This is a genomic window from Stenotrophobium rhamnosiphilum (assembly GCF_003052265.1).
In the GTDB taxonomy this organism is placed as follows: Bacteria; Pseudomonadota; Gammaproteobacteria; order Nevskiales; family Nevskiaceae; genus Stenotrophobium; species Stenotrophobium rhamnosiphilum.
In genome coordinates this window covers 251,985-265,479 of record NZ_QANS01000005.1, presented here as the reverse complement: position 1 = coordinate 265,479, position 13,495 = coordinate 251,985, and the positions used below count along the sequence as shown (strand labels likewise).

Genomic DNA, 13,495 nt, shown 5'->3' with positions numbered 1-13,495 from the left:
AAAAAGCCTCCTCACCGAATGAGGCGAGGAGGCTCTGTAAAGACGAATGGACTACTTGCTGATCAGCATCTGCACCGAGTCGCTGATGCGATGGAAGAAGCCGCCTTCCGGAACATCTTTGAGTGCTACCAAAGGCACGGTACGCAGTGGTTTGCCGTTGAGCGTGATGGTGATGGTGCCGAGTTTCTGGCCCGCTTTAATCGGCGCTACTGCCTGCTCCGTAATCTGTGGAACAGCTTTGATCTGTGCGCTGGAGCCGCGTGGCAGCGCCATCGACAGCGCTGGCAGAACGCCAACAGCCAATTGCTCTTCGCTGCCTTTCCAAACGCGAATCGTGCTGACTGGTTTTGTGGCGCCAAACATCGAAACGGTTTCATAGAAGCGGAAACCGTAGTTCAGTAGTTCCAAGCTAGACGTTTCGCGGCCAGCCCAAGACGGTGCGCCCATGACGGCGGAGATCAGACGACGGCCATCGCGTTGAGCAGAAGCCAACAGGCAGTAACCTGCGGCGCTGGTGTGACCGGTTTTGATGCCGTCAACGCTAGGATCTTTTTCCAGCAAGCCGTTGCGATTGGGCTGTGCTTTTACTTTCGGCGCGCCGCTGTAGGCGTAGCTGCGTTCGGCGAAGATTTTGTACATCTCTGGGAAATCGCGAATCAGAGCGCGGCCCAGAATCGTCAGGTCGCGTGCGGTGGTGTAGTGATTCGGGTCAGGTAAACCGCTGGCATCTGCGAAGTGGGTGTTCTTCATGCCCAGCTTTTTGGCGTACTGATTCATCATCTCAGCGAAGACTGATTCGCTGCCCGCCATGTGCTCAGAGAGCGCAACGCTGGCGTCGTTACCGGAGGCGATGATGATGCCGCGCAGTAGATCTTCGATCTTCACGCGTGTGCCGACTTCGATGAACATGCGCGACTCACTGGAGTCTTTGCCCTGACGCCAAGCTTTTTCGCTGATCAACGCGGTGTCGCTGAGCTTCAGTCGACCGTGCTTGATTTCATCGAAAGCAACGTAAACCGTCATCACCTTGGTGATGCTGGCCGGCTCTACGCGTGTGTCTGGATTATGGCTGGCAATCAGCTCGCCGCTTTGAAAATCGAGCAGCGCGTAGCTGGACACATCCATGGTTGGAGCGGCAGGAACAGGCAGAGACATGGTCTGCGCAAGGGCGCTGAAAGAACAGCTAGCCAGAAGGAATAGCGCGGCGATTTTTTTCATGGGGCAGGTATCAAAAGTGGACGGAGAACCTTGCGGTGGCGAATTCTATCGCAGTGCAGCAAAGATGGGGGCTGCGACAACTTATTCCTTGACCCATTGCGGAATGAGATTGCGTGAGTCCAGACGATTGCGGACGTTGCGCGCCGCATCCTGATCACGGAATGGGCCAATCAATACGCGATGGATCGGCGCATCGAGTCTTTGCACTGTGCGAATTTGCACCGAGTCAAAGCCCTGACTGATCAGACTGTCTCGCAAGTTCGCGGCGTTGATGGGGTCGATATAGGCGCCAATCTGCAGATAGCCTCCCATCGGTCCAACCAGTACAGGCGTCGCAGAGACTGATGCAGTTTCGATCGGCGCCGGTTCTGCTGCTGTTATTTCTTCGCCGGGTGCGAGGGCGGTAATTTCGACCAGAGAAGTGCCGTGACCAATCAACCCAATTTTGGCGGCAGCTGCGTAAGACAAATCAATGATGCGATCGCCATGAAAGGGGCCGCGGTCATTGACGCGCACGATCGCGCTTTTGTTGGTATCCAGATCGGTGACGCGCACATAGCTCGGGATCGGCAAGCTTTTATGCGCAGCGCTCATTTGAAACATGTCGTAGCGCTCGCCATTGGCCGTCTTACGACCATGGAATTTTTTGCCATACCAAGACGCATGACCACGCTCAGTGAAGCCTTTGGCATCATCCATAACACTGTAAGTTTTGCCCAAAACTTCATAGGTCTTGGAATTGCCACCGCGACTACGCGGTTCGTCGATGGGCACAGCATCGGGAGTGTTTTCGATGCCCGGCGGAATCTCATCATCGTCCGGCGCAAAATCTTTTTGCCACGAAGGCGCGGGTCCATCGATGTTGGATTGCGCCGGCGTGCGTGGTGGATGCGGTTGCTGCGTGGGAACTGTTCTGGGGCGACGCTGCGTTGGTATCGGCGGGGCAGCAGTGCAAGCAACCAGCGTGAGTACCGTCATGAGGAGCAGCGAGCGCTGCACAAGTCTCATGGTGGCGGCGCGTCGAGTTGTTGCTGAATGCGCAGCGACAATTGTGTCACCGCCATGGCGTAGAAGGTTCGCGGGTTATACGTCATCACGGTGTAGAAGTTATGGAATGCGATCCAGTATTCGACGCCTTGATCCAATTGAAGTTCAATCAGGCCGACCGGGGTATTCGGTGGCAATGGCACTTCTGGAACGATGCCCGCTTTGATCAACTCCGCAGCGGTATACGCAGTCGCCTTGCCATTGCGTTCAAGATTTTCAGGCAGCGGAAATACGGCATGTGCACGGATCGCCAGTGGCTCGCCACGTCGCCACGACTGTGTCGGGCGGAAGTTAGTGAAGTAATTGGCGATGGAGCCAATTGCATCCTGCACCGTCCACAAATCTTTGCTGCCATTGCCGTCGTAATCCAGCGCGAGTCGGCGATAGTTACTCGGCATGAACTGCGCTGCGCCCATCGCGCCCGCGTAGGAGCCCTGCGGAATTCTCGGATCAATACCGGCATCGCGGCAGTAAACAAAAAAATGCGCAAGCTCGCTCATGAAAAAGCGCGTGCGAGTCGGGTGATCAAATCCTTGCGTTGCCAGCGAATCCAGAACTCGAATTTTTCCGGTGATGCGGCCATAGCGTGTTTCAACGCCCATGATTCCTGCGATGACGACCGGCGAGACGCCGAACTCTTCTTCTGCACGGGCAAAGTAGGCGGCCTGTTCCTGCAAGATATTGACGCCACCTTGGATGCGCGCGGCATCAATGCGACGCGAATACTGCGACCAATTTTCAGTTCTTTCCGGCGCGTTTTTTTCTTGTTCGACGAGCTGAGGCAAACGCTGTGCATCGACCAATGCCAGACGAACATTGGCGATTTCAGCATCGCTGAAACCGTGCTCTTGCTTGAGCGTATTCAGCAATTGCGGCACACCCGCGTGCTCGCTGTAGTCCGCTGAAGCAGCGGCGCTGAAGCAAAGTAGGAGACCCGCGACGAGGCGCTTCATCAACTCGACAACAATTTACGGTGAGTTTGAACCGACATCAGCATTCCAAATCCGGTGAGCAGCGTAACGATAGAAGTTCCGCCGTAGCTTACCAGTGGCAAGGGCACGCCAACGACTGGTAGTAAGCCGATGACCATGCCCATGTTGATGAAAACGTAAATGAAGAAAGTCATTGAAAGACTTGCAGCCAGCAAGCGCTGGAAGGTGTCTTGCGCGCGTGCGGCGATAAACAAGCCGCGTGCAACCACCGCGAGATAAATGATCAGCAGCAACAGGATGCCGAGCAGGCCAAATTCTTCGGAGTAAACCGCGAAGATGAAGTCGGTGTGTGACTCGGGCAAGAAATCCAGTTTGGCTTGTGAGCCGTTGAGCCAGCCCTTGCCAAACAAGCCACCGCTGCCGATAGCAATTTTGGATTGCGTGATGTGATAACCGGTGCCGAGCGGATCGCTCTCAGGATCGAGCAGGGTGAGGATGCGTTGACGTTGATAGTCATGCAGCTTGTTCCACATCAAAGGTGCTGCGGCGCCGAGTGCAGCGAGTGCACCAATCATCCAGCGCCAACGGAAGCCTGCGAAGAACAAAGCAAAGAAGCCTGCTGCAATTACCAGCAATGCCGTGCCGAGGTCAGGTTGTTTGGCAATCAGTGCAAAAGGCACAAGCACCATCACCAGCGCAATCAACATCGTGATGATGCGTGGTGGCAGATTGCGGCCATGTAGAAACGCCGCAACCGTCATCGGCATTGCCAGCTTCATCATTTCTGAAGGCTGGAAGCGGAGGAAGCCGAGATCAAGCCAACGCTGTGCGCCTTTGGCGGTCGCGCCGATTGCCAGCGTCAGTATCAACAGAATAACGGTGACGCTGTAGATCCATGGCGCAATCGCGCGATACCACTCAGGCGGCGCCTGTGCGACCACGGCCATCACGATGAGACCGATGATCCAGCGCTCGCCTTGGTTCATAACTTGATCGAGCGAGTGACCAGACGCTGAATACAAAACGACAAGGCCAATAACGCCAATAGCGAGCAACAACAGCAACAGCCACATGTCGATGTGCCAACGTTCGAGAGAGTCGGCGAGGCTAGGCTCAGGTCTGCTTGAACGACGTGGTGCGCTAAGCATGATGACGAACTCGTTTTTTATTCGAAAGGATCATCGGGCGTCGTTGATGTCGTCGTCTTCAGTGGGCGCTGCATTCGGATCTGCCACGACTGCGGCTACCGGTTCAGTGCCATCACGGTAACGCACCTCGCCGAGCAAATACATGTCCATCAGTTTGCGTGCGATGGGCGCAGCAACGGAGGCGCCGTGGCCGCCGTGTTCAGCGAGCACGCCAACAGCAATCTTAGGATCATCTGCGGGTGCAAAGGCGATAAACAAAGCGTGGTCGCGCAAGTGCACGGGGATTGTTTCCATCGCACGTGCTTTGGCTTCGTTCTGCGCCATGCCCGCAACCTGCGCGGTACCGGTTTTTGCAGCGATGCGATAAGGCGCGTCGTGGCCAATTTTGTAAGCGGTGCCGCCTTGTAGCTGCGCTACGCCTTCCATCGCAGAGATGACGGCATCCCAGTTTTTGGGGTTTTGCAGCACGATCGGGGGCAGTGCTTCTGGCTTCACCAAGGTGACGACTTTGGTCAGCGCATCTTCGGTGGAATGCACGATGTGCGGCTTGAAGCCACCGCCACGCATCGCAATACGTGCGGCCATTTGCGCGAGCTGCATTGGCGTCGTCGTCATATAACCCTGACCGATACCGATGTTCAGGGTTTCGCCGGGATACCAGTTTTCTTTTCGTGCGCGACGCTTCCACTCGCGTGACGGCATCAGGCCGCCTTTTTCGAGTGGCAAATCAACACCGGTCGGTTTGCCAAGACCAAAGCCCGACATGGCTTCATAAATGCGATCAACACCCAGCGTGTTGGCGAGTGCGTAAAAATAAACGTCGCAAGATTTCATGACGCCCTGCGTCATATCCATCCAGCCGTGGCCCGCGCGTTTCCAGCAGCGATACTTGCGCGAAGAACCCGGCAGCATGTACTCGCCTTTGCAGAATTCTTTGTGCTCAGGTGCAACGACATTGAATTCCAAACCGGCCAGTGCCATCGCAGGTTTTACAGTCGAACCCGGCGGATAAGTGCCTTGCAGTGCGCGGTTGAACAGTGGGCGATTGGGATCGGTGTTGAGCGCTTTGTAAGTAACTGCGTCGACGCCTTCTGAGAACAATTGCGGATCAAAACCGGGCTTGCTAACCATGGCGATTACTTCGCCATTGCGAGGATCAATGGCGACGATTGCGCCGTTGAGATCACCCAGTGCAGCTTCAGCAACAGCCTGCACTTTAGAATCGAGTGACAGATACAGATTCTTGCCCGGCGCGCCTTTGCGATAGTCGAGTTCGCGCAGCGGACGGCCATAAGCATTGGCTTCGATGATCTTGGCACCTGGAGTGCCGCGAAGCAGTTCTTCCTGGCTTTTCTCAACGCCAACTTTGCCCATTTGAATCAGGCCCTGATATTGGGCCGAATCCAATTCTTTGAGTTCTTCTTCGTTGATTGCACCAACGTAGCCAACCACATGTGAGGCGGCGAGGCTCAGCGGATAGTTACGCGTGAGGCCCGCGTTGACGTCAATGCCGTGAAAGTCATGACGATTAATTTCATAACGCGCAACTTCTTCCATCGACAAGTTATTGCGCAGCGGCACGCCACGATAGCGCGGTGTTTTGCGTACGCGCTCTTTGAAACGAGCGATATCCTTTGGCGTGAGTGCGATGACGGATTCAAGACTTTTTAGCGCATCGTCAAGATTGCCCGCTTGTTCTGGAGTGACTTCTAGAACGAAGGCTGGACGATTTTCTGCCAGCAAGGTGCCATTGCGGTCGTAGATCAAACCGCGCACCGGAGGAACTGGCGTGATGCGCATACGATTATCGTCAGCTCGTGTGCTGTAGTAATCGTGGTTCATCACCTGCAGATTGATCAGTCGTGCGACGAGAACAACAGCAAGGGCCAGACAGGTGACGCCCGCAAAAACTGCACGGTTGAGAAATGTATTTTTCTCGCCGTGTAAATCTTTAAATTTTTCGCGTCTTTGGCCCATCAGTAGTGACGTGCGCTATTCATCATCGTTGCGACCGCCGCGCACGAGTTCCATCAGCGCGAATACCAGCGGCCAGAACAGGGAGGTCGAGACGACAGGCAACCAACGCAGCCAAGCGTCAGCACGATGGTTGGTGATGCCGTCGATCCAGAACATCAGGAAGGAATAGCCAACCCAAACCGGGATCAGTGCCAGCGTGGCTTGCCACAGTGGGAACAAAACAAAAATTGGACGCAGACGTGTGACGAAATAAGCGACGAGCACCAAGCCCAGCTCGTGTTGACCGAGCGTAGTGCCGAAGCAGACGTCGGCACACACGCCAAGAATAAAAGCGCCTAACAAAATATGTGTGCGCGATTCTGTGAGTGCCCAATACGCGACAAACAATGGCAACCACAGAGGGCGCGCGCCGCTGAGCAATTCTGGCAACTCAATCAGTTGCAGCAACAGCGCAGCCAGCAGGCTGAAGATAAATGCGAAATGTAGCGAACGGCCGCTGATGATCACGGTGTAGTCGGTGTTGGTTCGGGCGTCGCTGCAGGCGTCGCGTGATCGGTAGCAGGCTTCGGCGCCGCTGCTGGTTTAGATGCAGCGGCCGGTGCAGCTTGAGCAGCAGGTTTAGTAGCAGGTTTCGCAGCGGGTGCAGCCGCTGGTTTCGGCGCTGAGACAACTGGTTTGGGTGTGGTGACGGCAGGCTTCGGTGCAGGTTTAGCTGCAGGAGCGGCTACTGCCGGTTTTGGCGCTGGCTTCGGTGCTGGCGTAGGTGCAACTGCACTTGGTTTTGGCGTTGCAACAACTGCAGGCGTTACAGCTGCGGGTGCTGGCGCCGGAATCGGAAGAGCAGCAGGCGTTGGAACAGACTCAGGTGCTGTCGCAGGCAATGCAACTGCAGCGATAGGTGCCGGTGCTGTGCCCGTTTTGTGTTCGCTCCACACCAACAAGGCCTGACGACCTTGATTGAGTTTTGCGCTGGGGTACGCAATGGCTTCCATAAAATGTTCGCCAGCCAAATTCTTAACGTTATGAATCTGGCCTACGGGATAGCCTGCTGGGAAACGTCCACCGAGTGCGGATGACACCAACAAGTCGCCCACTTTAATGTCAGCGTTGCTAGGCAAAAACGGCAGTTTCAATCCGCGACCATCACCAAGACCCAGTGCAATGGTTTGCAAACCCGTGCGATTAATTTCGACAGGAATGCCGTGATCAGGATCGGTGATCAACAAAGCTTGTGATGTATGCGGGCCGACTTCGACAACCTGACCCATGATGCCCGTCGCATCAATCAATGCTTGGCCACGATAGACCCGATCGCTGGTGCCTTTATTGAGCGTGATCTGATGACGATAAGGATCTTGGCTGACGGCGATGATCTCAGCGATCAGTACGCGGTCTTGCAGCATTTGCGACGAAGAAAGTAGTTCGCGAATGCGACGATTTTCGGCTTCGAGTGCTGCGAGTTTTTGCAGTTTGGCTTGCAGCAAAAGTTGCTGATCATGCAATGCCAGATTTTCACGCTCAAGCGAATCGCGCGTTTTAACGCCTGCGCCAACTTGTACCGCGCCTTGCGGAAGTGATGCGAGCCATACGAGCGGCGATACGGACCAAGTGGCGTATTCGCGCAGTGGTTTCAGGCTTGTGCCGTGCTGGTCGGCATAAATCATGAAGCCGGAGAGGATGGCTAAGACAAAGGTTCTCAGACCCAGTCCAGGGCCCCGTGGGAAGTAGCGACGGTGAGAATTGACCGTGTTCAAATGAATCTAATAGCCGAATTAGTGGTGCGAAAATAGCACACTTTCTGAGGGTGGCCAAAATATGAGCAGCAGGCTTGTTCTGCAAGGCTTTTCTTGTTGGAAAATTCAGGCTTTAAACAAGTGCGCGACTGGCAATATTTAGGCCTCTGCGTTCGTTATAAAATATTTAATAAAACTAAAACAACCGATATTTTATAACGACCCAGAGGCCTTATATCGCAGCGCGGGTGGGGCAAGCCCCGAACCGCATCAATCCATCGAGTAGAAGTCGGACTGACGGTCCAGCATATCCAGCACCATGCCGCCGCCGCGGGCAACGCAGGTGAGAGGATCATCAGCAATGATCACCGGCAGGCCGGTTTCTTCGCTGATCAGTTTGTCGAGGTCACGCAGGAGTGCGCCACCGCCGGTCAGAACAATGCCGCGCTCGGCGACGTCGGAACCGAGTTCTGGCGGAGTGCGTTCCAGAGCCTGCTTAACTGCCTTGACGATGCCGGCCAGAGGCTCTTGAAGCGCGTCGAGGATTTCGTTGGAGTTCATCGTGAAGTTACGTGGCACGCCTGCAGCCAGATGGCGGCCGACGACGTCGATTTCCTGCACTTCATGGCCAGGGAATGCGGTGCCGATTTCCTGCTTGATGCGCTCTGCCGTGGCTTCGCCGATCAGCATGTTGTACTGGCGACGCACATAAGAAACGATGGCTTCGTCGAACTTGTCGCCGCCGATACGAACCGATTCAGCGTAGACGATACCGTTGAGTGAGATCACGGCCACTTCTGAAGTACCACCACCGATGTCGACAACCATCGAGCCGCGTGCTTCGCCGATCGGAATGCCAGCGCCCAGCGCAGCGGCGATCGGTTCTTCAATCACATACACCTTACGTGCGCCGGCGTTTTCAACCGATTCACGGATGGCGCGGCGTTCTACCTGCGTAGAGCCGTAAGGAACGCAAACCACCACGCGGGTGATCGGGCGCATCATGCGGCCCTTCTGAACCTTGCGGATGAAGTGCTGCAGCATTTTTTCGGTGACGGTGTAGTCAGCGATAACGCCATCGCGCAAAGGACGGATGGTGGAGATGTTGTTAGGCGTGCGGCCCAGCATTTTCTTAGCATCAAGGCCCACAGCCTCGATCTTTTTGCTGCCACGCGAATCCAGACGAATCGACACAACAGAAGGCTCGTTCAACACAATGCCTTCGTCGCGCACATAGACCAATGTATTGGCCGTGCCGAGATCGATAGAAAGGTCGTTAACAAACAAACGGCGGACGGCATCAAACATGTTTGGGTTCTGTCTTTATGTGAAATTGCTGATAAATTCGTTTTAGCCCAAGCGAACTGGGCGCACAACAGCTAAAATTGTGCATCTGCACATCATAAACCATTTTTCCCCCTATGAGCCTCTCTCCAGATCAGGTCAGACAGGTCGCGCATCTTGCACGACTTGAGCTTAAAAACGAGCAGGTTGAGCACTACGCCACCCAGCTCTCCAATATTCTCGGCATGGTGGACCGTTTAACGGCCGTCAATACCGACGGCGTGCCTGTTATGGCCCATCCGCTGGACATGGTCCAGCGCCTGCGCCCAGACGTGGTCACTGAAGTCGACCAGCGCGAAGCTTTTCAGGAACATGCCCCTGCTGTGCAGGATGGCCTGTTCCTTGTTCCGAAGGTGATCGAGTGACCGACATGCACAACTTAAGCATTCGCGAGCTTTCTGACGGCCTGCGCGACAAGAAGTTCAGCTCCAAAGAGTTAACACAGCATTTTCTCAAGCGTATCGATCGTCTCGATCCGCAACTGAATAGCCTGATTACCGTGACCGCCGCCCGCGCGATGCGCCAGGCCGAGCTCGCTGATGCGCGCCTCGCCAAGGGCGAAGCCGGCGCGCTGCTCGGCATTCCGCTCATTCAGAAGGACATTTTCTGCACGCAGGGTGTTCGCACCTCCTGCGCCTCACAGATGCTGGACCGTTTTATTGCGCCTTACGACGCCACCATCGTGCAGAAGTTGGATGCTGCCGGCATGGTCATGCTCGGCAAAGCCAATATGGACGAATTCGCCATGGGCTCGTCGAACGAGACCAGCTGGTACGGCCCGGTGAAGAATCCTTGGGACGTGACTCGCGTTCCGGGCGGCTCTTCGGGTGGTTCGGTTGCGGCTGTTGCTGCGGCGCTCGCGCCAGTCGCGACTGCAACGGACACCGGCGGCTCGATTCGCCAGCCTGCATCGCTTACCAACCTCACCGGCATCAAGCCAACGTATGGCCGCGTCTCACGCTTCGGCATGATCGCGTTCGCCTCGTCGCTCGATCAGGCGGGTGTTGTTGCACGTAGCGCAGAAGATGCTGCGGTTGTGCTGCGCGAGATGTCGGGCTTTGATCCACGCGATTCAACCAGCGTTGAAAAGCCAGTTGATGATTACGTTGCTGGCCTCAATCAGTCGATCAAAGGCCTGCGCATCGGCATTCCAAGCGAATACTTCGCAGAAGGTCTTGCCCCGGGCGCGCGTGTTCTCGTTGAAGCGGCGATCCAGAAGTTCAAAGAGTTGGGCGCAGTGATCAAGGAAATTTCCTTGCCGAACTCGCCGCTGTCAGTGCCAACGTATTACGTCGTTGCACCTGCAGAAGCTTCAAGCAACCTCGCACGTCTTGATGGCGTGCGTTACGGCCATCGCGCAGACGGCGTGAAGACGCTGGAAGATCTCTACAAGAAATCACGCGGCGAAGGTTTTGGTGCAGAAGTGCAGCGCCGCATCATGGTCGGCACCTATGTGTTGAGCCACGGTTATTACGACGCGTATTACTTGAAGGCGCAGAAAGTACGTCGTCTGATCTGCGACGATTTCAAAGCCGCATTCAAAGATGTTGATGTTGTGCTCGGCCCTACGGCAACCGATGTTGCCTTCAAGCTCGGCACCAATGCTGATGATCCGGTTGCGATGTATCTCAACGACATCTACACCATCGCTGCCAACCTCGCGGGCATTCCTGCGATGAGCTTGCCATGCGGTTTTGTTGATGGCCTGCCGGTTGGCTTGCAGTTGATGGGCAACTACTTTGAAGAAGGGCGCTTGCTCAACGTGGCGCACCAGTATCAATTGGCGACCGACTTCCACAAGCAGTCGCCGAAGGAATTCGCATAATGTCGCAAGAACCAGCATGGGAAGTCGTGATCGGACTGGAAGTTCACTGCCAGCTCCGCACCAAGACCAAAATTTTCTCCGGCGCTTCCACCACCTATGGTGCAGAGCCCAACACGCAAGCTGACGCGGTGACGTTGGGTTTACCCGGCGTGTTGCCAGTACTCAATGCCGAAGCCGTTCGCATGGCAGTGAAGTTTGGTTTGTCAGTCGACGCCAAAATCGCAGAGCGCTGCGTGTTCGCACGCAAGCACTACTTCTATCCGGATTTGCCCAAGGGTTATCAGATTTCGCAATACGAGTTGCCAATTGTTGAACACGGCCATCTCGATATCGAACTCGAAGGCGGTGTCACCAAGCGCATCGGCATCACGCGTGCGCACTTGGAAGAAGATGCAGGCAAATCGCTGCACGAAAACTTCTCGGGCCAAACTGGCATCGACTTGAATCGTGCAGGCACGCCGCTGATTGAAATTGTATCGGAGCCGGATATTCGTTCGGCTGCTGAAGCGGTTGCGTATCTGAAGAAACTGCACCAGCTCGTTGTTTATCTCGATGTGTGCGATGGCAACATGGCGGAAGGTTCTTTCCGTTGCGATGCCAACGTGTCTGTGCGTCGTGGTCCTAACGCACCGTTCGGTACGCGTACTGAAACCAAGAACATCAACTCCTTCCGCTATGTTGAAAAAGCGATTGAGTATGAAATTGAACGTCAGATCGATGTGATTGAAGCTGGCGGCAAGATCATTCAGGAAACGCGTCTATACAACCCAGATACGGGTGAGACGCGTTCGATGCGCACGAAAGAAAACGCCAACGACTATCGCTACTTCCCGGATCCGGATTTGTTGCCTGTCGTCCTGACGCAAGAAGACATCGCAGGCATTCGTGCCACGATGCCGGAATTGCCAGAAGCGATGCGTGATCGTTTCGTCTCGCAATATGGTCTGTCGAAGTACGACGCTGCCGTGCTCACCGCCGAGCGTGCGTTGGCTGATTACTATGAGACCGTTGTGAAGAGCAGCGGCGCAGACGGCAAAACCTGCGCTAACTGGATCACCACCGACTTGCTCGGTGCGCTGAACAAAATTGGCAAAGACATTTCAACGTCGCCAATCAGCACTGACATGCTCTCTGGCATGTTGAAGCGCATTTCAGACAAAACCATCTCGGGCAAAATCGCGAAAGAAGTTTTCGAAGCGATGCTCGCTGGCGAAGGCGATGCCGACACCATCATCAAGGCCAAGGGTCTCGTGCAGATCACCGACGAGAGCGCGATCATCGCGGCAATTGAAGATGTGATGGCGAAGAACCCAGGTCAGCTTGCGGATTACCGCAGCGGTAAGGACAAACTGTTCGGCTTCTTCGTCGGTCAGGCGATGAAGGCGACGCAGGGCAAGGCCAACCCGGATGCATTGAATCGTTTGCTGAAAGAAAAATTGGCAGGCTAAAGATGAGCGCAGAACTGTTCCATAACCGTGTTCGTGTCGAGATCCGTGACAATGTCGCGTATGTCTCGATGACGCGTGCTGATAAGCACAATGCACTGGACTGGGACATGTTCTGTGGTGTCGTTGCTGCTGCAAAGTCACTGCGCAAAGATCGCAACCTGCGCGCAGTGATTTTGCAGGGCGAAGGCCCGTCATTCTGTAGCGGTTTGGATGTGCCGTCGTTCAGCAAAGCGCCGAGCAAAGGCCTGCGCATGTTCCTTAAGTGGGGACGCATGACCAACCTCGCTCAGCGCATCGCCTGGTGCTGGCGCGAGATGCCGGTGCCGGTGGTCGCCGTTGTGCATGGCAAGTGCTATGGCGGTGGCATGCAGCTCGCACTCGCTTGCGACTTCCGCTACGTCAAACCTGATGCAGAAATGTCGATCATGGAAGTGAAGTGGGGCCTGATCCCCGACATGACCGGCAGCGTGACGCTGCGCGAATTGTTGCCAATGGACGTCGCCAAGGAATTGACGATGACCGGCCGCACTTTCACTGGCGTTGAAGCGAAGGCGATGAATCTCGTCACGCATGTTTCCGACCAGCCGCTGCAAGACGCAGAAGCGTTCGTCGCCCAAATCAAAACACGTTCACCCGATGCGGTTGCCGCAGGCAAAGCGCTGTTCCATAAAACATGGACCAAATCGGTGTGGTGCGCATTCGCAATCGAAACCTGGTTGCAGTGGCGCATGTTCTTCACACGTAATCAGCGCGCCGCAGTCAAAGCGGGCATGACCAAACAAGCGCCCAAGTTTGGGCCACGCCAATACGGCGGTTAAGAGTT

The 13,495-nt window shown here is 55.3% G+C and carries 12 protein-coding genes; 4 read left to right on the top strand and 8 right to left on the bottom strand.

What is annotated here, in order from left to right:
• Positions 1–51: 51 nt before the first annotated feature.
• The 8 genes from CJD38_RS14160 to CJD38_RS14125 all read right to left on the bottom strand — a co-directional run bounded on the left by CJD38_RS14160 (position 52) and on the right by CJD38_RS14125 (position 9,363).
• Positions 52–1,155: a D-alanyl-D-alanine carboxypeptidase family protein gene (locus tag CJD38_RS14160; protein ID WP_240783633.1), complete on the bottom strand. Its 1,104-nt coding sequence runs from the start codon at positions 1,153–1,155 to the stop codon at positions 52–54.
• Positions 1,156–1,299: 144 nt separating this feature from the next.
• The gene (locus tag CJD38_RS18800) at positions 1,300–2,226 is read right to left on the bottom strand and encodes a septal ring lytic transglycosylase RlpA family protein (RefSeq protein ID WP_107941008.1); all 927 of its coding nucleotides are present in this window, start codon (positions 2,224–2,226) and stop codon (positions 1,300–1,302) included.
• Positions 2,223–3,218, bottom strand: coding sequence for a lytic murein transglycosylase (locus tag CJD38_RS14150; protein ID WP_107941007.1), 996 nt, complete (start codon positions 3,216–3,218; stop codon positions 2,223–2,225). The genes CJD38_RS18800 and CJD38_RS14150 overlap by 4 nt, the downstream gene beginning before the upstream one ends.
• Positions 3,218–4,345: a rod shape-determining protein RodA gene (gene rodA / locus CJD38_RS14145; protein WP_107941006.1), complete on the bottom strand. Its 1,128-nt coding sequence runs from the start codon at positions 4,343–4,345 to the stop codon at positions 3,218–3,220. The genes CJD38_RS14150 and rodA overlap by 1 nt, the downstream gene beginning before the upstream one ends.
• 30 nt (positions 4,346–4,375) lie before the next feature.
• Positions 4,376–6,322, bottom strand: a complete 1,947-nt coding sequence (gene mrdA / locus CJD38_RS14140; RefSeq protein ID WP_107941005.1) for a penicillin-binding protein 2 — start codon at positions 6,320–6,322, stop codon at positions 4,376–4,378.
• Between the two features lie 15 nt (positions 6,323–6,337).
• On the bottom strand, positions 6,338–6,829 hold the full coding sequence (gene mreD, locus CJD38_RS14135; protein ID WP_240783632.1) for a rod shape-determining protein MreD: 492 nt from the start codon (positions 6,827–6,829) through the stop codon (positions 6,338–6,340).
• Entirely contained in the window at positions 6,826–8,076 is a 1,251-nt protein-coding gene (mreC, locus tag CJD38_RS14130) for a rod shape-determining protein MreC (RefSeq protein ID WP_107941004.1), read from the bottom strand. Before mreC ends, mreD begins: the two co-directional genes overlap by 4 nt.
• A gap of 249 nt (positions 8,077–8,325) precedes the next feature.
• Positions 8,326–9,363: a rod shape-determining protein gene (locus tag CJD38_RS14125; RefSeq protein WP_107941003.1), complete on the bottom strand. Its 1,038-nt coding sequence runs from the start codon at positions 9,361–9,363 to the stop codon at positions 8,326–8,328.
• Positions 9,364–9,476: 113 nt separating this feature from the next.
• On the opposite strand from CJD38_RS14125, the gene gatC reads away from it, so the two are divergent.
• Genes gatC through CJD38_RS14105 form a run of 4 tightly spaced genes read left to right on the top strand, consistent with a single transcriptional unit; the run spans position 9,477 to position 13,490 of the window.
• Positions 9,477–9,764, top strand: a complete 288-nt coding sequence (gene gatC / locus CJD38_RS14120) for an Asp-tRNA(Asn)/Glu-tRNA(Gln) amidotransferase subunit GatC (protein WP_107941002.1) — start codon at positions 9,477–9,479, stop codon at positions 9,762–9,764.
• Between the two features lie 5 nt (positions 9,765–9,769).
• Positions 9,770–11,224: an Asp-tRNA(Asn)/Glu-tRNA(Gln) amidotransferase subunit GatA gene (gene gatA / locus CJD38_RS14115; protein ID WP_107941149.1), complete on the top strand. Its 1,455-nt coding sequence runs from the start codon at positions 9,770–9,772 to the stop codon at positions 11,222–11,224.
• On the top strand, positions 11,224–12,672 hold the full coding sequence (gene gatB, locus CJD38_RS14110) for an Asp-tRNA(Asn)/Glu-tRNA(Gln) amidotransferase subunit GatB (protein ID WP_107941001.1): 1,449 nt from the start codon (positions 11,224–11,226) through the stop codon (positions 12,670–12,672). Before gatA ends, gatB begins: the two co-directional genes overlap by 1 nt.
• A gap of 2 nt (positions 12,673–12,674) precedes the next feature.
• A complete protein-coding gene (locus CJD38_RS14105) occupies positions 12,675–13,490 on the top strand; it encodes a crotonase/enoyl-CoA hydratase family protein (RefSeq protein ID WP_107941000.1) in 816 nt (271 codons plus the stop codon).
• The last annotated feature ends 5 nt before the right edge of the window (positions 13,491–13,495 follow it).